The organism is Aeromonas sp. QDB25 (assembly GCF_027707725.1).
GTDB lineage: Bacteria > Pseudomonadota > Gammaproteobacteria > Enterobacterales > Aeromonadaceae > Aeromonas > Aeromonas caviae.
On the sequence record NZ_JAPCIZ010000066.1, the window covers coordinates 1 to 22,398 of the forward strand.

Consider the following 22,398-nt stretch of genomic DNA (forward strand, 5'->3'; position numbering starts at 1 on the left):
CAACAAGATCAAAGTGATAAAGCGCATGGCATATGGATTTAGGGACTCAGAATACTTTTTTCTGAAAATCAAGGCGGCCTTCCCCGGAAAGCCGCGATGAACCAAAAAAAAGCCCCACCGATCCGGGATCGGTGGGGCTTCTTTGCCCTGTTGCGGAGGAATGGCCGGATGGCCCTTCCCTGTCCGCTGTCTCTTCACTTGCTATCGTGTATTCGGTTATTCACTTTCCGTGCCAGCTCTGCCAGTGCCCGCCAGACGGGCTTTCGCCCCTCCAATCCCGCCCTCGCCACCCCCAATTTGCCTCAATTAGGCGCAGTTGCACCAAAACGGTTGGCCACCAGGACGCTCAGGCGGGCAATGCCAGCAACAGCTGCCGCGCCAGCTCCCCCAGGCTCAGGTGACGGCTCATGGCGGTGCTGCGCATCAGGCGATAGGCCTGTTCCTCGTCCAACCCCTGATGGCGCATCAGCCGCCCCTTGGCCTGCTCGACGAGCCGCCTCTCCTCCAGCTTCTGGCGCAGCTCGCTCTCGGTCTGCATCAGGGCCTGCACCATGGCGAGCTGGCTGCGGGCCAGGCGCAGCCACTGCTCCACCGGCTCCCGCTCGCCGCAAGGGTGGGGCACCAATAGCACACCCTGCCGCAACAGGGCGAGCTGGGTGTCTCCCCCCAGCCGCTCGCAGAACAAGAGGCGCGGCAGGCCGGGCCAGAGGGAGAGGCCGAGGCGCACCTCGGCGCCGAACTGTCGGCAGCTGACGAGCAGGGCGTCCCCCTGCTCCATCGGGGTCAGCAACTGGCGGGTATCGAGGATCCTGGGCTGATGACCGTAGTGGCTGACCAGCAGGGCCAGCCGATTGGCCTGACCGGGATCATCGGCGTGGATCAGCAGGCGGGAAGCGGGGCCGTCCTGACCCCGGGTGGAAAGAGTAGTCATGGCGCTCCTTGCCAACGGCTATCGCAACTTGTCTGCTGCCAATGCCGCAACATGAAGGCCAACTCTTTGAATCTACCTCCTTTTTATCTATCAGGAGGTAGTGGGGGTAGAGGGTGGATATCGGCTCAGGCGACCCGATCCAGCGCCTCCGTCAGCAGACCTTGCAGCTCGGCGCGCAGGCGCACCACCTCCCCCACGATGATCAGCACCGGGCTCTGGCCGAGCAGGGCCAGCGCGGCCTGCGCCAGCCCGTCCAGCGTGGTCTCGTGCACCTGCTGGCGGGCGCTGCACCCGGCCACCACCAGGGCCACCGGCACATCCAGTGAGGCCCCCGCCGCCAGCAGCCCCTGCCGGATCTGGGCCGCCCGCTCCAGCCCCATGTAGAACACCAGGGTGTGGCCGGCCCGGGTCAGCCCCTGCCAGCCCTGATAGTCGCGCTCGTCCATCAGGTGCCCCGTCACCAGGGTCAGGGAGCGGGCCAGTCCCCTGTGGGTCAGGGGGATGAAGGTGCTGGCGGCGCACCCCAGGGCCGCCGTGATCCCCGGCACCAGCTCGGCGGCGATGCCGTGCCGGGCCAGGTGCAGCGCCTCCTCGCCGCCCCGGCCGAACACCAGGGGATCCCCCCCCTTGAGGCGCACCACCCGCTTGCCGGTGCGGGCCAGGGCCAGCAGCAGGGCGTTGATCTCCTCCTGGGTCGGGCTCGGCTCGCCGCAGCGCTTACCCACGTCGAAGCGGGCCGCCCCCTGGGGAATGCGGGCCAGGATCTCGCTCCCCACCAGGCGGTCATAGACCACCACCTCCGCCGCCTCGATGCGTTGCAGGGCGCGCAGGGTCAACAATTCGAGGGGGCCGGGGCCCGCTCCCACCAGACTGATTTGGCTCATCTCAGGCTCCTTGTGTCCTGGCATCGCACTAAGCGGATGCCAGGAAAACATGTTTGATCAACAGCTTGTCGATTTCGGGCAGACAGGTGCCACAGTTGCTGCCACAGCCGAGCAGGGCCTGCAGCCCCGCCAGCTCGCTCACCCCCTGCCGGGTGATGGCATCGACGATGCGCTGCTCCGAGACCCGCAGGCAGGAGCAGACCAGCCGGCTCTCCCCGGCCAGGGCCTGGCTCAGGGTCTGGCTCAGGGCCCCCGCCTGGAGCGGCGTGCCGAGCAGACTGGCCAGCAGGTCGACCTTGATGTCCGGGCGCCGCCCCCCCACCAGCAAGATGCCCTCGATGCGATCCCCTGCCAGGGCCACGGCCAGCCACCCCTCCTTCATGGGCAGCCTGAGCCAGTGCCCCTCGGCCCCCAGCCGTTGCCACAGGCTCTCTGTGCTCTCTGACCAGGAGGCCAGCAGGGTGCAGTTACCCTCGGGCAGGGGGCGCCTGGCCCACCAGTCCACCGGCTCGCGCCACTCACCACGGCCACACCAGAGCCCTTGCCAGCGGGTGAGCTGCGCCCTGGCCTGCACCCGCCCCTGTTTGAACATCGGCTGGCCGGAAAGGGGATCCACCACGGGGGCGATGAGGCGGTTGACCGCCCCCTGGCTGCACTGGCTGTCGGTCCAGTGCATGGGCAGGAAGGCCTCCCCCTCCCTGAGCCCCTCATCCAGCCCCACCAGCAGCAGCGCCTCCCCGAGCCCGTTGCAAAGGCGCACCATATCCCCCTCCTTCACGCCAAGCGCCAGCAGGCTGGCGGCCCCCATTCGCACCCTGGGCCAGGGCTCGGCCTCCTGCAACCGGGGCACGTGGCCGGTGCGGGTCATGGTGTGCCACTGATCCCGCAGGCGGCCACTGTTGAGGAGCAGGGAGACAGCCCCTGCAAGCGGGGGCGTTTCTGGCTGCTCGGGGAAGCGCTGGGCCAGGGGCAGCAGGCGGGCCCGGCCATCCGGGGTGGCAAAGCGTCCGTCCTCGAACAGGCGGGCCCTCCCCTGGGGCCAGTCGGCGTTGACGGGCCAGCTCAAGGGTTCCAACGCCTCGAATTCGGCACGGGTGAGACCCGCCAGCCCGGAGATGTCGAACTGGCGGGATCCGTCGTTCTCAAAGCCGGAGAGGGCGGCATGCTCGCAGAAAATCTCGTGCTCGTGCTCATAGGCGAACCCCTCGCCAAAGCCGAGCCGACGGGCGAGCCGGGTCAGGGCCCACCAGTCGGGCCTGGCCTCCCCCGGCAGGGGCAGGAAGGCGCGCTGGCGGCTGATGGTGCGCTCGGAGTTGGTGACGGTCCCGCTCTTCTCTCCCCAGGCGGCGGCAGGCAACAGCAGGTGGGCGAGGCGCGCCGTGTCGGTGTTGGCCGTCACCTCGGAGACCACCAGCAGCTCGCAGCGGCTCAGGGCCTCGCGCACCCGGTTGCCGTCCGGCAGGGAGACCGCCGGGTTGGTGCCGAGCACCCAGAGCGCGCGGATCTCCCCCCGGTGCACCGCCTCGAACAGCTCGACGGCCTTGTGCCCCGGCCCGCGCACCATGGTCGGGCTTCCCCAGAAGCGCTGTACCCGATCGCACTCGGCCTCGCCAAAGCCCATGTGGGCGGCGAGCTGGGTCGCGAGCCCTCCCACCTCACGCCCCCCCATGGCGTTGGGTTGCCCCGTCATGGAGAAGGGAGCCGCCCCCGGCTTGCCGATGCGACCGCACATCAGGTGGACGTTGATGATGGCGTTGGCCTTGTCCACCCCCTGGTTGGACTGGTTGATCCCCTGGCAGAACAGGGTGACGGTCTTGGGGGTACGGGCAAAGAGCTGGTAGAAACCGAGCAGATCGCTGCGGGAGAGGCCGCAGCTGCGGGCCACCTCGTCCAACTGCCAGGCGGGATCGTCCAGCGCGCCCGCCAACGCCTCGAAGCCGCTCACGTGCTGCGCCACATAGGCCTTGTCCCAGCCATCGACATCGAGCAGGTAGCGGCACAGGCCGTTCCAGAGCGTCACGTCGCTGCCGGGTTTGAGGGCGAGATGCAGATCCCCCTGCTCCGCCGTCATGGTGCGGCGAGGATCCAGCACCACCAGCTTGAGCTCGGGGCGCCGCGCCCTGGCCTGCTGCAGGCGGCGAAACAGCACGGGATGTGTCCAGGCGGTGTTGGCACCGGTGAGCACCACCAGATCGGCGAGCGCCAGATCCTCGTAACAGGCGGGCACCAGATCCTCCCCGAAGGCGCGCTGGTGGGCCACCACCGCCGACGACATGCAGAGCCGGGAGTTGGTGTCCACGTTGGCACTGCCGAGGTACCCCTTCATCAGCTTGTTGGCGACGTAGTAATCCTCGGTGGTGAGCTGGCCCGACAGATAGATGCCGATGGCATCCGGCCCGGACTCGGCCAGGATGGCGGCAAAGCGCTCCGCCAGGGTGTCCAGGGCCTCCTCCCAGCCGATGCGCTGCCCCATCCAGCGCGGATAGAGCAGGCGATCGGGAAAGGCCAGGCTCTCCAGCAGGCTGGCTCCCTTGACGCACAGGGCGCCGCCATTGGCCGGATGCTGCTCATCCCCCTGCAACTGCCAGTTGTCGCCCTCCCGGCTCAGCCGGATGCCGCACCCCACTCCGCAATAGGCACAGGTGGTCTTCATTCCCTTGCTCCTTGTCATGTGTCTGACGAGGGGCCCATAAAAAAAGCGTCCGCCCCCCTGCGGGGACGGACGCCTTTGTCCGGATGCCTCATCGTCTTGTATGGGGAAGTGACTGCAAACCCCGCGCCAGGATGCAAGGGGCGCCGCCATTGCGCATCAGGGTGTCGGGCTGCGCCGCCACGGTGCAGCCGCCCCCTTGTTGGGCCCGCCTTGCGGGAATCCGCCCCGCACGCTGGGCAAGGGGCCCACCGGGGTATAATGCGCCGCCACACAGGAGAGAGAGATGAAAGTGTCAGATGAAGGCGCTGCCGGGCAGCACCGGGCAGATGCCCGGGAGAGAGGGGACTATTGCGCCATCGGGTTGGTCAATCCCAAATCCCCGGAGAACGTGGGCGCCGTGATGCGGGCCGCCGGCTGCTACGGGGCGGACGAGGTCTACTACACGGGGCAGCGCTTCGAGCTGGCACGCCGCTTTGTGACCGACACCAAGCAGATGGTGGAGAAGATCCCCCTGCTCGGGGTCGAGGAGCTGCTGGACTTCGTGCCCGAGGGCTGCACCCCTGTGCTGGTGGATTTGATCGAGGGGGCCACGCCCCTGCCGGATTACGTGCACCCCGAGAGAGCCTTCTACATCTTCGGCCCGGAGGATGGCACCCTGGAACCCGCCCGCTTCGCGGCGGTGAAGGAGGTCATCTATGTGCCGACTCAGGGTTGCATGAACCTGGCCGCCTCGGTCAACGTCATCCTCTATGACAGGTTGGCCAAGACGCTCAGAGCCAAAGGCTAAGGCAGGACAAGACGTTATCTATGTGGCCAGACCGACAGGCGGCATGCACCTCACCGCCTCGGTCAACGTCATCCTTTATGACCGGTTGGCCAAGACGCTCAGAGCCAAAGGCTGAGGCAGGACAAGCGGGGCCCGATGACGGCATCAGGCCCGACAGCTAGGGCTGTGGCTTGTTCGCCCGCACCACCTGTTCCCTGAGAAAGTCCTGGTAGTAGTCGTAGAGCTTGTTCTGCCGATAGATCTCCGCCAGCTTGCCCTGCCTTATCAGTGTGCGCATGCCGGGATCCCAGAGCCCGTGCAACTGCCTGCCCTTCGGGGTATCGGCGAAGATGGGGTAGGTCGGGATCCAGCGCAGGAATACCTGTACCAGCTCGGGGGGAAGGGAGCCTTCGGGGTAGAGGGCGCCGTCGGTCAGGTAGTAACGGTAACGCCCCTTGAGCAGCAATTGCAGCGCCATCTCGTGGCTGTCTATCTCGAACCAGCGCATCGGCTCCGGGATGAACTTGTCAAAGGCCCACCCCCTCAGCCAGAGCACCTCCTGCTCCTTGAGGCTGTGCTCCCCTGCCCAGTGCGGCAGCCAGCGCTTTTGCATCACCACGCTCACGTAGTCCGCCGAGTCGGGGTAGTCGGGCTGATGGACCCCGGGCACCTCTCCCCGATAGACCCCCATCGCCATGCCCCCCTCCTTTTTCGACACCACCGCCAGTGCCCGTTTGTAAGGCACCATGTGAAGCTTCACCTCGTGCCCCAGGGGTTCATAGATGGCTCGAACCACATCCAGATAGACTCCCTTGCCGTCCCGGTGACAGAAGCCGGGCCAGTCGTCGCAATAGACGTGTATGGTGTCTGCCCGCACGAACGAGGTGATCAGCAGGCAACAGAACAGAAAAAGACGAACCATGAATATCCTCAGTGATATGGCACTCGGCAGATGCTCACCGCCGGACGGCCCGTTCAGGCATACAGATAGCATAGAAAAACAGAGTCCCGGCCGACATTTTCCCCATTTTGCGAGCGGGTCGAGGGTTATTGTCGCCCCACAGCGTATCATGGCAAACAAGATTCATTAGTAGCCCAACTTGAGGGGAGATTCTCATGCCAACCATCAAATCCCTGCTCTGCCCCGTCGATTTCTCCGAGATGTCCAGAGCGGTACTCGACTACGCCGTCTTCATGGCCAACACCCACCAGGCCGAGCTCAAACTGGTCCACGTGGTGGATCAGCTGCACGGCTTCGACAGCTACAAGATCCTGCACATGACGGCCATCGAGATCACCCACGAGATGGAGCGCCAGGCCAAGAGTCAGCTCAAGGAACTGGTCGCCTGCCTGCCCATTACGGCCAAGTTCGAGGTTCGTTTTGGCCGCGCCGCCGATGAAATCGTCCTCCAGGCGAAGGAAGACAAGGTGGATCTCGTGGTCATGGGCAGCCATGGCCGCTCCGGCATCACCCACCTGCTGGTGGGCAGCGTGGCGGAATCCGTGGTGCGCCACGCCCCCTGCCCTGTGCTGGTGGTCCGCAAATAATCCCCGCCTGATGCGCCAAGGCCAGCATATGCTGGCCTTTTTGCTGTTTATTGCCATGAGATGCTCATCGCAGCAGACTCGCCGGCAGGGTCTCAGCCATGGGCATAGATGACGCTCCCTCCCTTGATGGTGTCGATGATCGCCCTGGACTGCTCCCTTGGCAGGGCCGGGCATCCCCAGCTGCGCCCCAGCTTGTCAAACTTCTGCAGATGCCTGGGGCTGGCATAATCCGCCCCGTGCACCACGATGGCGCGCTTGCGGGCATTGCTGTTCTTGCCGGGACTGAGGCCGTCGAGACGCAGGGAGTAACCATGCTTGCCCTGATAGGTCTCGGCGGTGCGGTAGACCCCGAGGGAACTTTGCCGGGAATTCATCTGATTCGAGAACTGGCGGGCGGCCAGCTCCCCCGAATTGCGGCCGTGGCTGACCCAGGTGTGGTAGAGCAGCTTGTGGCGCTTGACGTCGATGACGAACAGCCGGCGCATGGTCGAGGGCTTGCTGTAGTCGATGATGGTGAGAATGGGTTTTCGCTTGTGGCGCACGCTCTGGTAACCGTCCAGGGCCTTGCGAAACACGCGGCTGTCGAGCTTGCCGGCCAGGCCGAGCTGACGATAGAGATCCTGGTCCCAGCTGGCGTGGCTGGCGCCGCTGAAACAGAGCGCCCCCAGCAGCAGTGGCAGGCTCAGCCAGAGGCTGCCCCACCACGCACTCCTATCCCATCCCTTCATCCTTGAAGTTGCTCCCCTTGCTGTCGCTGGCCTGATGCCCCGGGTGACACCGCATCCTGCTGGATAGTTATATGCAAGCCATTGATTGCGAGCAATAAAAAAGCACAAAAATGCCGACCTGAGTCGGCATTGTCCTGCTTGCTGAGCGTGCCTGGATCAGGCACGGCTGAGATAATCCGCCTGCCCCACCCACTTGTAGCTGGTGAGTTCGGTCAGCCCCATGGGGCCACGGGCGTGAAGCATCTGGGTCGAGACCGCCACCTCGGCCCCGAGGCCAAACTGGCCGCCGTCGGTGAAGCGGGTGGAGGCGTTGACATAGACCGCCGCCGAACCGGCCCCGTTGACGAAACGCTCGGCATTGGCGAGGGAGTTGGTCAGGATGGCATCGGAGTGGCCGGCGTTGTGCTCGCGCATATGGGCGAGCGCCTCGTTGACGTCCGCCACCACCTTGACCCCCAGGGTCAACCCCAGCCACTCGGTGTCGAAATCTTCCGGCCCCGCGTCGCACAGGTTGTCGCTGCCAGCCAGCAGCGCCATGGCATTGGGCGCTCCCACCAGGGTCACCTTGCGCTCGTTCATCAGAGCCACCAGTTGCGGCAGCAAGGTGGCCGCCAGCTTCTCGTGTACCAGCAGGGTATCGAGGGCATTGCAGGCGGAGGGGCGCTGGACCTTGGCGTTCTCGATGACCGCCAGGGAACGCGCCAGATCGGCGCTCTCGTCCACGAAGATGTGGCTGATACCGAACCCGCCGATGATGACGGGGATGGAACTGTTCTCCTTACACATCTTGTGAAGACCCGCGCCGCCGCGAGGGATGATCATGTCCACGTAACGGTCAAGGCGCAGCAACTCGGCCACCAGCGCCCTGTCCGGGTTGTCGATGTACTGCACCGCCGCCTCGGGCAGACCGGACGCCGCCAGGGCATGCTGGATCACCCGCACCAACTCCAGGTTGGAGTGGAAGGTCTCGCGACCGCCGCGCAGAATGCTGGCGTTGCCGGTCTTGAGGCAGAGGCTGGCGATGTCGATGGTGACATTGGGGCGCGCCTCGTAGATGACGCCGATGACACCGATGGGCACCCGGCGACGGGAGAGGCGCAGGCCATTCTCCAGCACCCGGCTGTCGATTTCGGCCCCGACCGGATCGTCTAGGGTGATCACCTTGCGCACATCCGCCACTATGCCGGCAAGGCGCGCCGGGTTGAGCAGCAGGCGATCCAGCATGGCTTCCGTGAGCCCCGCCTCGCGCCCGGCGGCGATGTCTTTCTCGTTGGCCGCCAGGATCTGGGCACTGCGTGCTTCCAGTTCATCGGCGATGGCCGCCAGCGCCCGGTTCTTCTGTGCCGTGCTGACGGTGGCCAGTTGATAGGCGGCTTCACGGGCCGCCTGCCCCATTTTCTCCAGACTCATCACAGTTCCCTTTTGTTCATGCGGTGCCGCCCTGTTCAGAGCAGCACCATGTCATCACGGTGGATGGCCACGGCCCCATAGCCGTAACCCAATACCTGTTCAATCTGATCCGAGTGGACCCCCCGCAGCCGATCCAGCTCCAGATGGTCGTAACGGCAGATACCGCGAGCCAGCTCGCTCCCCTTGGGATCCAGGATACGCACCACGTCGCCACGCACGAAATCTCCTTTCACCGCGACGATGCCCTTGGGCAGCAGGCTGGAGCCCTTCTCCTGCATGGCGGCCACGGCCCCCTGATCCACCTGCACTTCACCGTGGGGAGGGGGCCCTGCCAGGATCCAGCTCTTGCGCCCTTCCAGGGGGGATGCCAGGGCCGGGAACAGGGTCCCCACCCGCTCCCCGGCGGCGAGTCGGCCGATCACTTCCGGGATCTGGCCGGTGGCGATCACCACGTCCACCCCGGCCCGGCGCGCCACGTCGGCCGCCTGCAACTTGGTGGCCATGCCACCGGTGCCAAGGCCGCTCACGCTGTCACCGGCAAGGGAGCGCAGGGTGTCGTCTATGGTCTGCACCTCTTCGATGAGCTGGGCATCCGGGTTGGTGCGCGGGTCGGCGGTGAAGAGCCCCTTCTGATCCGTGAGCAGGATCAGCAAGTCAGCATCCGCCAGGATGGCGGCACGGGCGGAGAGGTTGTCGTTGTCCCCCACCTTGATCTCGGCGGTGGCCACGGCGTCGTTCTCGTTGATGACGGGGATGATGCGGTGATCGAGCAGAGTGCGCAGGGTGTCGCGGGCATTGAGGTAGCGCTCCCTGTCTTCCAGGTCGGCGCGGGTCAGCAGCATCTGGCCGATGTGCAGCCCGTAGAGGTTGAACAGGTCCTGCCATACCCGGATGAGCTGGGTCTGACCCACCGCCGCCAGCATCTGTTTGTTCGGCAGGGTAGGCGCCAGCGGAGGGTGGTCCAGATGCTCACGACCGGCGGCGATGGCCCCCGACGTGACCAGTACGACACGGTGCCCGTGTCGATGCAAGGCGGCACATTGTCTGACCAGCTCGACCATGTGGGCACGGTTGAGGCGGGCAGATCCCCCGGTGAGCACGCTGGTGCCCAGTTTGACGACTATGGTTCTGTTTTCCATGGGAACGAAGGGTTAGAAAAGTAAGGAATCCCTTTATACCCACGGCCCCCCTGCCCTGCAAGGCAATTAAGCCTCGCCAGGCAGTTGCGGGCTCGGTGACAAAGCATCGGGGTACCCCGCACCGGGAAGATGCGGGGCTTGGGGATCAGGCTGCCGTCACGCTCAGTTCGGCAGTCACCTGCTTCGCGGGGGATAGGGTGCACTCCAGCTGGGTCAGCTTGCCGCTAATGAGCTTGTAGAAATGTTGCAGGGTGCGTTCCACTTCCGCCTGATGCTTCTTGGGCAGCGCCTTGTCGATCCACTCCCCGTCCGCGTTGTAGAACCCCGTCTGATAGTGGTAGCTGAAGCTGTGATCCGCCTGCTCCAGCACCAGCCACCAGCCCCAGAACTCCCGCTTGTCCGGAGCAGGCTTGGCGCTGACACAGACGGACAGGCAGTCAAAGCGGTAGCGGCCCTCCTCGCACAGGTCTTCACGCAAATAGGGGCCAATGGCCGCGAACTGCCGCAGCAATCGCTTGTAAGTCACTCTTTCTGACATGCTAACCTCCCTGTTGAACAAGCCATACCATCACATGGTGATGTTACATTTTTAGTTTTATATCATGTACATAAGTGCTTTTTGAGCCAATCTACCGTCTCTTTCAGTGCCTCGTCATAGACCTCGAGCAGTGGCTGCTTGTCAAACACCACCGCCTTGCCGTTGCGACTCGCAGCGGCCAATGCCCGGACATCCTGCTCGGGACAAATAAAATCTTTCTTGTGCCCGATACTCAATATCGGCACGGAAGTGCGACTCCCCAGCAATCCCTGGGTCTTGAGGGAGAAGACCTGACACTTGGTGCGCAGCAGATCCCACTGGGCCGCGTCCGCCCCCAGCCGGTTCGCCAGCCCGTCGCGCATCATGCGCGGGCAGCGGGCGAACATCTCCTGATTGGTGAACACCTGGTTGATGCCGGCACCGATGCAGACCACGGTCCTAAGCTTGAACGGCTCGACGAAGGCGAGACGGGCCGCCACATTGCCGGCGAGGCGGAACCCCACCATGGCGATGCGCTGGTGATCGACCCAGGCCACCTCCGAGAGGTAGTTGAGCACCGCCTGGTGCAGGCGGCTGGTGTCCTGCACCAGGGGCCAGTGCTCGGCATAGCCGGTGCCCGGCATGTCCAGGGAGAGCATCCCGATGCCATGGGGCTCGAGACACTTGAAATAGAAGTTGAGGAAGTCCACCTGAAGCGAATCGATGCCACCGCTGACGATGACCAGGGGCACAGGTTTCTCGGTGGTGGGCAGATGCAGGTAGCCCTGGATGGTCTTGCCCCGAAACGGGACCTGCAACTCCTTGAGGGGCACCTTGAACAGGCGTCCTGCCTCGCGATAGGCCATGTTGCCGAGTAACTGGGCCTGATCCGCCAGCTCGTCGTGCTTGAGGTGGGGGTAGCTTGCGATGGAGTAGTAGCGCACTGCCTTGAGCAGGCTCTTCAGCGCCGCGGCGCGATCCCCTTCCCCAAGCAGCGTCCGCCCCGTATTGAAATAACGGCCGGCGAGCTGACTCCACTCATAGACCCAGTTGCCGGGCACATAGCCCTTGATGGTGTCCAGATAGCGTTCGTGACTGCGCTCCCCCTGCCCCATGGCGATGTGCGCCAGGGTCTGCTCCACCTCGACGGGATCGGCCCCCTGCCAGGCCCAGGTCGGTCTGCGCAGCAGGCGATACCAGCGGGGCGACAGGGCGCCATCGATGAAGCTGTCAGACAGTGCGCTGTCTTGCTCGTCGACGGGGCTCGAGTTGGAGACTTCGGAAGTTTCCAATACCTTTTTGACCCGGGTAAACAGCTTTTCCGTCAGATTGGTATCGTCGTTTGGTTCCAAAATGGTGGCTCTTCTGTCTCAAACAATGTCCCATCTTAACCACTTTTCACATCGAGCAGCCACACCAGATACGCATTGAGCCCCAAAAGGGGCTCAATGTGGTCAACCTTGCATCACGACGGATCAGTCCGCTCCCGAATGCCGGGGAGTCACTGGTCGCGACCGGTGGGGCGATTACGCTTCGTCGCAGATCGGCTTGGCGAACTCCAGCGCCATGTCCCAGGGCTGTTCAATCCAGGTGTCCTGCGGAATGGCGACTTCGAAGTCATCCACCAGGGGTTCGCCCATGGGCTTGGCGAAGATGGTGATGAACTTGGCTCTGGGGTAGAGCTCGCGGATCGCCTTGGCGGTGCCGCCGGTGTCCACCAGATCGTCCACCACCAGCCAGCCTTCACCGTCACCTGCGGTGGTGGCAGCCTTCACCACCGCTAGCTCGCGCTGGTTGTCGTGGTCATAGCTGGAGATGCAGAGGGTTTCGACATTGCGAATGCCAAGTTCGCGGGCCATCAGGGCCGCAGGCACCAGACCACCGCGGCTGACGGCGATGATCCCTTTCCACTGGCTGACAGGCAGTTGACGACGGGCCAGACGGCGCGCTTCGCGTTGCAGGTTATCCCACGATACATAAAACTTTTTTGGCATGCTATCGATCTCAACGAGTTATAAAGCAATCACTTATGAGGCGAGAACCCGGCAAAGAGACGGGTTCAGGTCAATTCTGGCACCCCGTTTCCCGAATTTTGCTTGCACTTTTTCGGCCTCGGGGCTGACGCCTCGGCGGCAAAAACGGATGCAATGCGAACAGGGATGGGGTGTAGCTGGCGGCCATCTCGGGTGGACTCCCGATCTCGGGCCGGCTGTTGGGCCGGTATGATAGCACTCTTTATGGATAAATTGAGCGGCAAACGTATGCGAAAAACAGGAAATGTCCGCCATCTCCCGCACTGTCGCCCTTTTGGGAGGGCTCCGGCGACACCGACAGGTTAGCCGTTTGACACACATTCCATGACATTCGGGCAAAAAAATAGCAGGGGGAGGAGAGGATCCTCACACACCTGCTGCTGTTACCTGTGACGCCTGCGAGCCTTAACGGCGGGTGACGTAGGGATTCGGGTAGTTGAAGCCCTGGGTATAGAGAGATTGGGCAAACCAATAGGTTGAATTGCTGCCTGACATCATAAACTCCTGATTGCTTAACAAGTTACATACCTTAATGCGGGTTCACATCCTTGAACTGACACTCGGTTCCATGGAGGCGCACTTGCTTTGCTTCGGTTCCCTGGAGGCATTGATTGTCATCCTGACAAGTGGGCTGGCCACGGCGGCTAATTTACCACCCGGTGCCAAAAAGACAATATTTTTGTGACCAGCATCACATAACTGATGTTGTGCTGACACGAATAAGGCAGGCAGTGAAGTTCGCCATCCATGCTCCCTTTCCCAGCACAAGCAGAGCGTCATTTGCGCTGATCGCTCACATTTTTGCGTGATTGACTGTATTATCGTTATCCTCTTCCCCGGCCCGCAGAGTGGGGCCCGACATTTTCCATGCTGGTAAGGAGTCCCGACGTGGCACAGCTCAGTTCTCTGTCTCCCAAGTTGATTTGGCAATTCTTCGAGCAGATCTGCTCCATCCCCCACCCCTCCAAGCACGAAGCCCAGCTGAGCGCCTGGATCGTGGCGTGGGCCCAGGGAGAAGGCCTGGCGGTCAAGCAAGATGCCGTCGGCAACATCATCATCAAGAAACCGGCCACGCCGGGGATGGAAAACCGCAAGGCCGTGGTGCTGCAAGCCCACATCGACATGGTGCCCCAGGCCAACGCCGACACCCAGCACGACTTCACCACCGATCCCATCGATGCCTACATCGATGGCGAATGGGTCACCGCCCGTGGTACCACCCTGGGTGCCGACAACGGCATGGGCATGGCGGGTTGCCTGGCCGTGCTGGCCGACAAGACCATCAAGCACGGCCCGCTGGAAGTGCTGCTGACCACCGACGAGGAGACCGGCATGACCGGCGCCTTCGGTCTGGAAGCGGGCTGGCTGGAGGGCGAGATCCTGCTCAATACCGACTCCGAAGAGGATGGCGAGGTCTACATGGGCTGCGCCGGCGGGGTCGATGCCAATATCCGCTTCCCCCTGGAGCTGGTCGCTGCCACCGAGGGTGAAGGTTTCGAGCTGCAGGTCAAGGGCCTGCGCGGCGGCCACTCCGGGGTCGACATCCATCGCGGCCGCGGCAACGCCAACAAGCTGCTGGTCCGTCTGCTCAAGGCCGCCGAACCGCTGGGGGTGCGCCTTGGCGATCTCAGCGGCGGCACCCTGCGCAACGCCATCCCCCGCGAGGCCCGTGCCAGCCTGCTGGTGCCCGCCGCCAGCGTGGCTGACTTCAAGGCCCTGGTGGACCGCTACGCCGGCATCTATCAAAGCGAGCTGGCCGCCACCGAGGCCAACCTCACCGTGCTGCTCACCGCCCGGGAGAAACCGGCCCAGCTCATGAGCGAGTCCCTGCAAAGCCGCCTGCTGGATGCCCTGATGGCCTGCCCGAACGGGGTGATGCGCATGAGCGACGCCATCCCGGGCGTGACCGAGACCTCCACCAACCTGGGTGTCATCAAGACACTCGAGGGGGAAGTCTATGTGCAGTGCCTGATCCGCTCCCTCATCGATTCCGGTCGCGAGAACATCGAGCAGATGACCCGCTCCCTGTTCACCCTGGCCGGCGCCAGCTGCGAGTTCACAGGCGCCTACCCGGGCTGGGCACCGAACGTTGACTCACCGGTCATGGCGCTGGTACGCAACAGCTACCAGACCCTGTTTGGCGAGATGCCGAACGTCATGGTGATCCATGCAGGCCTCGAGTGCGGTCTGTTCAAGAGCGCCTACCCGGACTGGGACATGGTCTCCTTCGGCCCGACCATCCGTGGCGCCCACGCACCGGGGGAGAAGGTACACATCCCGGCGGTCGAGCGTTTCTGGCAACTGCTGGTTCACGTGCTGGAACATATCCCGGCCAAGTAAGCCAGCTCACGACCATACCGATGCCCCGCCCCGTGCGGGGCATCTTTTTTGTGCTCCCTCCTCGGCCACCTCTCTCATATCCCCGATTCCACGCGTGGCACTGGCTTGAAACCGTATCCATGAACAGGTCTGCATTTGAAAACCCTTTCCATGATTTATGTAAATTTACAACACAAAAAGTTGATCCAGCTCACATATGTCCCTAGGATCAGAACGTGACCAAGGTCACACAACCCATGAACCACAGAGAAACGAGGTCATCATATGTTCGAGAATCTGGCAGTGCTGTTCCACCTGAAGGGTGCAACCAGCAAGAAAGGTGCTGAAGAGAAAGACACTTATGCGCCTGCAACCCGCAATTACTACTTCCGTTATGGCGCCTGATATCGCCTGTCCGGAAGTTGAAATTAGCAACGTAATAAAACTACAAAACAACTCAGCAATCCACACAGCAGCCACCCCCATCGGGGCGCTGTCCTGCCCGGGCCAGAATTCCCACGGCCAAACCTGAACTCCAACCATGAAGATGGGGCCCGCAGGCCCCATTTTTTTATCCCGTTTCCGCCTCTATTGCGCCTTCTCGGTGCCACCTTGCAGCGATGCCGGTCGCGACGTGGCGGGCGCCGGCATCATATCGCCTTTCCCAACGGCACCGCCTCCTGCACGGGTAAGGGGAAGTGGCAGGCCACCTGATGCCCCTGCCCGCCGCACGCCTCAAGGGCGGGCGAGCGGGTGCGGCACAGATCCGTTGCATGGGGGCAGCGCTGGTGAAAGTGGCAGCCACTCGGCGGCGAGATGGGGGACGGCACATCTCCCGTCAGCAGGATACGCTGGCTGCGCCGCCGCGGATCCGGCACCGGAATGGCGGAGATGAGCGCCTGGGTATAGGGATGGCGCGGTGCCAGGTAGAGTGCCTGGGCCTCGGCCAGCTCGACGATCCGGCCCAGATACATCACCGCAATCCGGTCCGAGATGTGCTTGACCACCGACAGGTCATGGGCGATGAAGATGATGGCGAGGTTCATCTCCCGCTGCAGATTGAGCAGCAGGTTCACGATCTGGGACTGCACCGACACGTCGAGCGCCGACACCGCCTCGTCACACACCAGCAGCTTGGGCTTGAGGGCGATGGCGCGGGCGATGCCGATGCGCTGGCGCTGGCCGCCAGAGAACTCATGGGGATAGCGATCCACCGCGCTGCCGGGCAAGCCGACTTTCTCCAGCAGCTCCTGCACCCATGTCCGGCGCTGTTCGGCGTTGCCCTTGCCGTGGATGATGAAGGGCTCCTCCAGGATCTGCCCCACCGTGTGGCGGCTGTTGAGGGATTCTGCGGGATCCTGGAACACGATCTGCATCTCCTGACGCAGGGATCGCATCTCCTTGGGCGAGAGGTGGGTGATGTCACGCCCCTCGAAGGTGATGGAGCCGGCGCTCGGCTCGAACAGCTTGAGCAACGAACGCCCCAGGGTGGACTTGCCGCATCCCGACTCTCCCACCAGGCCAAGGGTCTCCCCCTGCTTGAGATCAAAGCTGATGCCATCCACCGCGTAGACGGTGTATTGCTTGCGCAAGAAACCGCCACCCATCTTGAAATGCTGCTTTAAATTGCTTACCGACAACAAGCTGGTCATGACTTCCATCCCCGACGATTCATGGCAGCAGACGACCTGGTCGCCTTCCCGCCGCCAGGCTGCCCTGCGACACCCCGTAACACCAGACCGTTCATAGGCTCACCTCCTTCCAGTGGTGGCAGGCCACCCCATGGCGTTCGCTCAACTGCTCGGTCACCGGTATGGTCTCCACGCAAAGGGGCGTGGCATGGGGGCAACGGTTGGAGAAACGGCACCCCGCCGGCATCTCGTGCAGGGCGGGCACCTGACCCTTGATGGTCTTGAGCAGGCTCTTTGGCACATCTTCCAGACGCGGGATCGAGGCCATCAGACCATGAGTATAGGGATGGCGCGGGTGGTCAAACAGTTCATAGATATCGGCCCGCTCCACCGCACGCCCGGCATACATCACCACCACCTCGTCGCACAGCTCCGCCACCACCCCGAGATCGTGGGTGATGAAGATGATGGCCATGCCGGTCTGGGCTTGCAGCTCCTTCATCAGATCCAGGATCTGGGCCTGGATGGTCACATCGAGCGCCGTGGTCGGCTCGTCGCAGATGAGCAGGGCCGGTTCGCAGGCCAGCGCCATGGCGATCATCACCCGCTGGCGCATGCCGCCGGAAAGATTGTGGGGATAAGCCGCGAAACGCTGGGCAGGCTCGGGGATCCCCACCTTCTGCAACATGGCGATGGCGGCGTCACGGCGCTGGGCCTTGCTGTAATCGGGGCGGTGGAGGCGAAACACCTCCATCAGTTGATCGCCAACCGTCTGCACCGGGTTGAGGGCCGTCATGGGCTCCTGAAAGATCATGGAGATACGGTTGCCACGCACCTTGTACATCTGCTCCGGCGGCAGATTGAGCAGCTCCTCCCCCTGAAAGCGGATGGAGCCCGCCACCACCTGGCCGTGGGGCCTTGGCAGCAACCCCATGATGGCCAGCGAGGTGACGCTCTTGCCGCAGCCGGACTCGCCGACTATCCCCAGGGTCTTGCCCGGGGCGACCTGGAAGCTGACCCCGTCGAGCACCTTGATCTTGCCGTCGTCGACGGCGAACTCCACCTCGAGATCCCGCACCTCGAGGATGGGGGACAGAGACTGCCCCTCATGATCTCTGGTGCCGGGGGCGGCGGCCTGTGTGTTGGGCATGACTGCTGCTCCCTTCTGGGCCACATCAATGATGTGCATAGGTCTTGTCGATCAGGGTGATGGGGGCCAGCGCCTTGCCGTCAGCCTTGGCCTTCTGGGTCTCCTCCTTCACCTTGGGATCGATCCAGAGCAGGCCGCCACTGCTGTGGGGGTAGCCATCCATGGGCCAGTAGAGCAGATCCGGGGTGTTGCGGGTGGCGGGCACCTCCGGCAGCATCACATAGCGCCAGCTGCTGGCTCGCACGTAGTTGAGCTGAACGCCGGGCACGAAGATGGCGAGATCATAGATGCGCTGCTGGATCTGGTGGGAAAGCGCGGCCCGCTTGTCCATGTCGAACTCGACGTTGTAGGCGTCGATCAGGCTGTCGAGCGCTTTGTCAGCCACGTTGAACAGGTTGTTGGTCTGGGGCTTGTTGGCGTTGTCGGAGTGGAAGGACTCCCAGTATTGCGGATAGAGACCGCCGCCCCCCCAGCCAAGCCAGGCCGCCTCGTGTTTCTTCTCCAGCATCACCTTGAAGCCGGTGGCGCCATCCACCAGATTGAGCTCCAGATCCAGGCCCGCCTTCTTGGCCTCTTCCTTGAGCACGGTCAGCCGCTTGGAGTGCTCCTGGCTGGTGTAGGTGAGGGCCAGGGTGAGCCGCTCTCCCTTGTCGTTTTGCAGGATGCCGTCCGGTCCCTGCTTGCCGTAACCGCCCTTGGCGAAGTACTCCCGTGCCTTGGCGATGTCGTAGGCCCGCTCAGGGAGCGCGATGTCGGTGAAGGCCCCGAAGCCAGAGCCGAAGGTGGTAGCGCGGTCATAATCGCCGTGCAGCACCGTCTCTATCATCTTGTCGATGTTGAAGGCGTGCTGAATGCCGAGCCGCACGTTGAGATCCGCCAGCTTGGGATTGGCCACGTTGAGGTGAACCCCCTGTCCCCCCTGCTTGGTGTCGGTCATGGCCATCACCTTTTGCACGTATCCCTGCTTGTACTCCGGGGTGACCGCTTTCTCATGCCACCAGTTGGGCAGGATCATCTCGAAGGTGTCCAGCTCCCCCTTGAGGAAGTGGCGGAACGCGATGTTGTGGTCGCGGATCACCTGCACCTTGATGGTGTCGAGGTTGAACCTGTGCTGGTTGTAGCGATCGTCTTTTGCCCACCACTCCTTCTGCTTGCTGAAGGTGACGGACTTGCCCTTCTTCACGTCGCTCATCACGTAGGGGCCCGTGGTGGGTACCACGGCCCAGTTGTACTGCTTCACCCAGTTCGGGCCCATCTTGTAGTAGTGCTTGGGCTGGGGCCACAGTTCGGTGGTGTTGAGGAGATCGAGCTTGGCCTTGCGGCTGCCCGCCTTGACCAGGATGGTGTGGTCGTCAATCTTCTCCACCGCCACCACCTCGGTGGTGTAGTAGTTGTTGAACCAGGGGCCCTTGATGTCCTTGGAGCGCATCATCTCGTAGCCGAAGGTGTAGTCATCGGCGGTGACCGGCTTGCCGTCGGACCACTTGGCGCGCGGGTCGAGCCTGAAATAGACGGTCTGGCTGTCCGGTGCGATGGCCCAGGCATTCGCCAGGGCCGGAATGGGGTTGCCCGTGTTGGGATGGAAGCTGATGAGCCTCATCTGGTTGTCGAGGATGAAGGAACGGAACGAGCCGTTGGAATCCGGCCCCACGGTGCGAAACGTCAACGGGAAGCTGTCGACGAAGAGATTGAGGTTGCCGCCGGGCAGCGCCTTGGGAGAGGCGAACACGGGGTCGGTGTCGTTGGTCTCCCACGTCAGATCCGCGGGCAGGCTGGCCGCCCACACCCAGGATCCGTTCAACAGCAGAAAGAGAGCACCTGTCCATTTGATTTTATTGTTCATGTTTGACTTCCTGGTCATGCCCCTGCACTGGGGGCGTCTTCATTAAGGGTCCTGTCGATGTGCCCTGGCAAGGCGCCACCGCTCACTGATAACGGGTAAATTTGCGCGGATCGAACGCCTCCCGGATGGCCTCCCCGATGAAGGAGACCATGATGAGCACCAGACTCACCGCCGCCACCACCGAACTCACGATCCAGATGGCGTCGAGGTTGTTGATACCCTGGGAGAGCAGCTCCCCCCAGCTCGGGGTCGGCGGCGCCAGGCCAAAGCCCAGGTAGTCCAGCGCCGTCAGGGTGGAGATGTTGCCCACCACGGCAAACGGGGCCAGGGTGACGATCATCATCAGGGTATTGGGCAGAATGTGGTTGAAGATGATGCGCCTGGTGCTCGCCCCCTGGGCCCGCGCCGCCATCACGTAGTCCCGCGCCCGCTCCTTGTAGGTGAGGGTGCGCATGTACCAGGTGATCCCCATCCAGCCGAACAGCACGTTGATGCCGACGAACAGGCCGAAGTTCGGCTTGGCCAGGGAGACCAGGATCATGATGACGTAGAGGAAGGGCACCTGGGACCAGATCTCGATGAAACGCTGCATCAGGAGATCGAATCGACCGCCGAGGAACCCCATCATGCAGCCGATGCTGACCCCGATGACATAGCTCGCCACCAGCGCGATGAAGGCAAAGCCGATGGCGATGCGAAAGCCGTAGACCAGCCGTGCCAATACGTCGCGACCGCTGGTGTCGGTGCCGAGGAAGTGGCGCTCCACCAGGCTCGGGGCATAGGGCGGATAGGCCTCCTCCTTGAAGTCCTGCTCATAGGGGTTCCAGGGGACCAGGGGCAGCAACACCCAATCCCCCTTCCCTTCCTTCGCAAATTGGCTCTTGAGCTGGCGGTAGTTGGTCTCGTACTCGTAGTCGAGCCCGAAGTGCTGGCCCGGGATCACGTCCCCATAGGTGGGGAAATAGAGCTCCCCCTGATAGCTCACCGCCAGGGCCCGGCTGTTGACCAGCAATTCCGCCAGCAGAGAGATGACCACCAGGACCGAAAAGATGACAAAGGAGTAGTAGCCGCGCTTTATCGACTTGAAGCGCTTGAGTTTTTTCAGAGTTACCGGATTCAGGTTCATGCTCACTCTCCAAACCGCACGCGGGGATCGACCAGGGCAACGCAGATGTCGGAGACAATGTTGCCCACCAGCATCAGCATGGAGGTGATGGCCAGAATGCCCATGACGGTGGGGTAATCCCGCTCGACAATGGCCTCGTAACCGAGCAGGCCGATGCCGTCGATGTTGAAGATGGTCTCGATGAGGAAGGAGCCCCCGAAGAAGACGGTGAGCACCGACCCTAAGTGACTCGCGATGGGGATCAGGCTGTTGCGCATGGCGTGATCGGTCACCGCCTTGCGAAACGGCAACCCCTTGGCCACGGCGGTGCGCACGTAATCCGCCGACAGGTTCTCCATCAGGCTGTTCTTCATGGTCATGGTGAGGATGGCGAAATCCCCGATGGCGTAGGCGATGAGCGGCAGCAGGGCGTGGGCGAAGACGGTGCGGATCTGATCCCAGCTGCTCTCCATCCCGTCAAACTCGTCCCCCGGGAAGCCCCCCATGGGCAGCCACTCCAGATGGAACGCAAAGACGGTGATGAGGAAGATCCCCACCACGTAGGCGGGCAGCGCATAGGCCATGTAGATGAGCATGGAGCTCAGGGAATCGAAGCGGCTGTTGTGCCTGAGCGCCTTGGCCACCCCGAGCGGGATGGAGACGGCATAACTCAGCAGAAAGGTGGCGAGCCCGAAGAAGGCGGTCACCGGCAACCTCTCCTTGATGAGATCCCACACCGGCTCGTAATAACGGGTCGACTCCCCGAGATCCAGCACCGCCAGCTTCTGCAACCAGTCCCAGTAGGCGACCAGCATGGGCTTGTCGAGGCCGTAGAACGCCTTGAGCTCTTCAATTTGTTCGTCGGAGAGTGCCTGCGCCCCCTTGCTGCCACTGGAGCGGCCTGACTCGTTTTGCGAGACCTGCGCCTGCAGCAACATGCGCTCGACCGGGCCGCCCGGCACGAAGCGGGTGATGGTGAAGACGAGCAGGGTGATACCGAGAAACGTCGGGATGATCAAAAGCATCCGACGTAGGAAATACGACAGCATGGTGGAACCTCGTCCTTGTTGTTCTTTTATGGCCAGTCACATCCGGTGACGGGCCTATCCTTACCTGGCATTACTCACTGAATTGACTGGCATTGACAGACAATCCAGCTCGGTCACTGTAAAAGCTCTGCAACAAAAATCAAGTAGAACCCTGTCTGCGACCAGGAATGTCCCCCCGCAGCATATCCCGCGGATGATTTTTTCCAAAAAACCCAACTTCAATATAAAAAACTGCTACGCCTACCCGTCCAACTCGATTTTAATTATTAAAAAATTAATTACACAGGTGTTTTAATCCATACCAAGCAGAACAAAATCAACAAGTTAAGGATAAGTCGGGTTATTTTCTCATTTACCTATAAAAGAAGAGGGATAGCCGCCCCCACCCTCCGTTCCCCGGAAAAGGCTCTCGCCACAAAAGCAGATGAAAATACTGCAAAAAACCGTTTTCTCGATATCGACACTGGAGTGACAAGCGACTTATCGATAAGTTCAAAAATAATCAATAAAATTGTAAAAATCGAACTTAACAACATCTTTACATAAGTTGACGCGGCATTTACGGAATAAAACGCCAAAAATATGGTTCATCGCGGCTTTCCGGGGAAGGCCGCCTTGATTTTCAGAAAAAAGTATTCTGAGTCCCTAAATCCATATGCCATGCGCTTTATCACTTTGATCTTGTTGTTCAC

At 62.4% G+C, this 22,398-nt stretch carries 20 protein-coding genes; 4 read left to right on the forward strand and 16 right to left on the reverse strand.

Annotated features, from left to right (window positions below; genetic code table 11):
- A partial coding sequence (locus PG883_RS18135) for a transposase (protein ID WP_167576793.1) occupies positions 1-100 on the forward strand: 100 nt, incomplete at its 5' end.
- Between the two features lie 246 nt (positions 101-346).
- On the opposite strand, the gene PG883_RS18140 is transcribed toward PG883_RS18135, so the two are convergent.
- The 3 genes from PG883_RS18140 to PG883_RS18150 form a co-directional block, all read right to left on the reverse strand.
- Positions 347-931: an ANTAR domain-containing response regulator gene (locus PG883_RS18140; protein WP_160837605.1), complete on the reverse strand. Its 585-nt coding sequence runs from the start codon at positions 929-931 to the stop codon at positions 347-349.
- A gap of 125 nt (positions 932-1,056) precedes the next feature.
- Positions 1,057-1,815, reverse strand: a complete 759-nt coding sequence (gene cobA, locus PG883_RS18145) for a uroporphyrinogen-III C-methyltransferase (protein ID WP_210557458.1) — start codon at positions 1,813-1,815, stop codon at positions 1,057-1,059.
- A gap of 28 nt (positions 1,816-1,843) precedes the next feature.
- Entirely contained in the window at positions 1,844-4,468 is a 2,625-nt protein-coding gene (locus PG883_RS18150) for a nitrate reductase (protein WP_270807527.1), read from the reverse strand.
- 283 nt (positions 4,469-4,751) lie between these two features.
- Here PG883_RS18150 and PG883_RS18155 point away from each other — a divergent pair, with 283 nt between their 5' ends.
- On the forward strand, positions 4,752-5,255 hold the full coding sequence (locus PG883_RS18155; RefSeq protein WP_104455405.1) for an RNA methyltransferase: 504 nt from the start codon (positions 4,752-4,754) through the stop codon (positions 5,253-5,255).
- Positions 5,256-5,412: 157 nt separating this feature from the next.
- Here the strand turns inward: PG883_RS18155 and PG883_RS18160 are convergent, their stop codons facing one another.
- Positions 5,413-6,156, reverse strand: a complete 744-nt coding sequence (locus tag PG883_RS18160; protein WP_270807530.1) for a hypothetical protein — start codon at positions 6,154-6,156, stop codon at positions 5,413-5,415.
- A 194-nt stretch (positions 6,157-6,350) separates the two neighbouring features.
- Between PG883_RS18160 and PG883_RS18165 the strand changes: the two genes are divergently transcribed.
- Positions 6,351-6,782, forward strand: coding sequence for a universal stress protein (locus PG883_RS18165; protein ID WP_104452401.1), 432 nt, complete (start codon positions 6,351-6,353; stop codon positions 6,780-6,782).
- A gap of 92 nt (positions 6,783-6,874) precedes the next feature.
- Here PG883_RS18165 and PG883_RS18170 read toward each other — a convergent pair whose 3' ends face one another.
- The 6 genes from PG883_RS18170 to gpt all read right to left on the reverse strand — a co-directional run bounded on the left by PG883_RS18170 (position 6,875) and on the right by gpt (position 12,570).
- Positions 6,875-7,510, reverse strand: coding sequence for a murein L,D-transpeptidase catalytic domain family protein (locus PG883_RS18170; protein WP_104452400.1), 636 nt, complete (start codon positions 7,508-7,510; stop codon positions 6,875-6,877).
- Between the two features lie 156 nt (positions 7,511-7,666).
- Positions 7,667-8,923: a glutamate-5-semialdehyde dehydrogenase gene (locus tag PG883_RS18175; RefSeq protein ID WP_333563559.1), complete on the reverse strand. Its 1,257-nt coding sequence runs from the start codon at positions 8,921-8,923 to the stop codon at positions 7,667-7,669.
- A 32-nt stretch (positions 8,924-8,955) separates the two neighbouring features.
- Positions 8,956-10,059, reverse strand: a complete 1,104-nt coding sequence (gene proB / locus PG883_RS18180; RefSeq protein WP_270807535.1) for a glutamate 5-kinase — start codon at positions 10,057-10,059, stop codon at positions 8,956-8,958.
- Positions 10,060-10,204: 145 nt separating this feature from the next.
- Complete coding sequence (gene crl / locus PG883_RS18185) at positions 10,205-10,597, reverse strand: sigma factor-binding protein Crl (protein ID WP_039040346.1); 393 nt, start codon at positions 10,595-10,597, stop codon at positions 10,205-10,207.
- A gap of 62 nt (positions 10,598-10,659) precedes the next feature.
- Entirely contained in the window at positions 10,660-11,928 is a 1,269-nt protein-coding gene (gene frsA / locus PG883_RS18190; RefSeq protein WP_010675462.1) for an esterase FrsA, read from the reverse strand.
- Between the two features lie 174 nt (positions 11,929-12,102).
- Positions 12,103-12,570 carry a xanthine phosphoribosyltransferase gene (gpt, locus tag PG883_RS18195; RefSeq protein WP_010675463.1) on the reverse strand — a complete coding sequence of 156 codons (468 nt, stop codon included), beginning with the start codon at positions 12,568-12,570 and terminating at the stop codon, positions 12,103-12,105.
- A 927-nt stretch (positions 12,571-13,497) separates the two neighbouring features.
- Here gpt and PG883_RS18200 point away from each other — a divergent pair.
- Complete coding sequence (locus PG883_RS18200) at positions 13,498-14,949, forward strand: aminoacyl-histidine dipeptidase (protein ID WP_042883298.1); 1,452 nt, start codon at positions 13,498-13,500, stop codon at positions 14,947-14,949.
- A gap of 629 nt (positions 14,950-15,578) precedes the next feature.
- Here PG883_RS18200 and PG883_RS18205 read toward each other — a convergent pair.
- The 6 genes from PG883_RS18205 to PG883_RS18230 form a co-directional block, all read right to left on the reverse strand.
- Complete coding sequence (locus PG883_RS18205; RefSeq protein WP_039040364.1) at positions 15,579-16,580, reverse strand: ABC transporter ATP-binding protein; 1,002 nt, start codon at positions 16,578-16,580, stop codon at positions 15,579-15,581.
- A 91-nt stretch (positions 16,581-16,671) separates the two neighbouring features.
- Positions 16,672-17,709 (reverse strand): ABC transporter ATP-binding protein, encoded by a 1,038-nt coding sequence (locus PG883_RS18210; protein WP_270807538.1) that lies wholly within the window; start codon positions 17,707-17,709, stop codon positions 16,672-16,674.
- A 25-nt stretch (positions 17,710-17,734) separates the two neighbouring features.
- Positions 17,735-19,552 carry an extracellular solute-binding protein gene (locus PG883_RS18215; protein ID WP_039040350.1) on the reverse strand — a complete coding sequence of 606 codons (1,818 nt, stop codon included), beginning with the start codon at positions 19,550-19,552 and terminating at the stop codon, positions 17,735-17,737.
- An 82-nt stretch (positions 19,553-19,634) separates the two neighbouring features.
- On the reverse strand, positions 19,635-20,678 hold the full coding sequence (locus tag PG883_RS18220; protein ID WP_042865049.1) for an ABC transporter permease: 1,044 nt from the start codon (positions 20,676-20,678) through the stop codon (positions 19,635-19,637).
- Between the two features lie 2 nt (positions 20,679-20,680).
- Positions 20,681-21,706 (reverse strand): ABC transporter permease subunit, encoded by a 1,026-nt coding sequence (locus PG883_RS18225; RefSeq protein WP_010675471.1) that lies wholly within the window; start codon positions 21,704-21,706, stop codon positions 20,681-20,683.
- A gap of 587 nt (positions 21,707-22,293) precedes the next feature.
- Positions 22,294-22,398: transposase (locus PG883_RS18230; RefSeq protein ID WP_201872345.1), on the reverse strand; the 105-nt coding region annotated here is incomplete at its 5' end.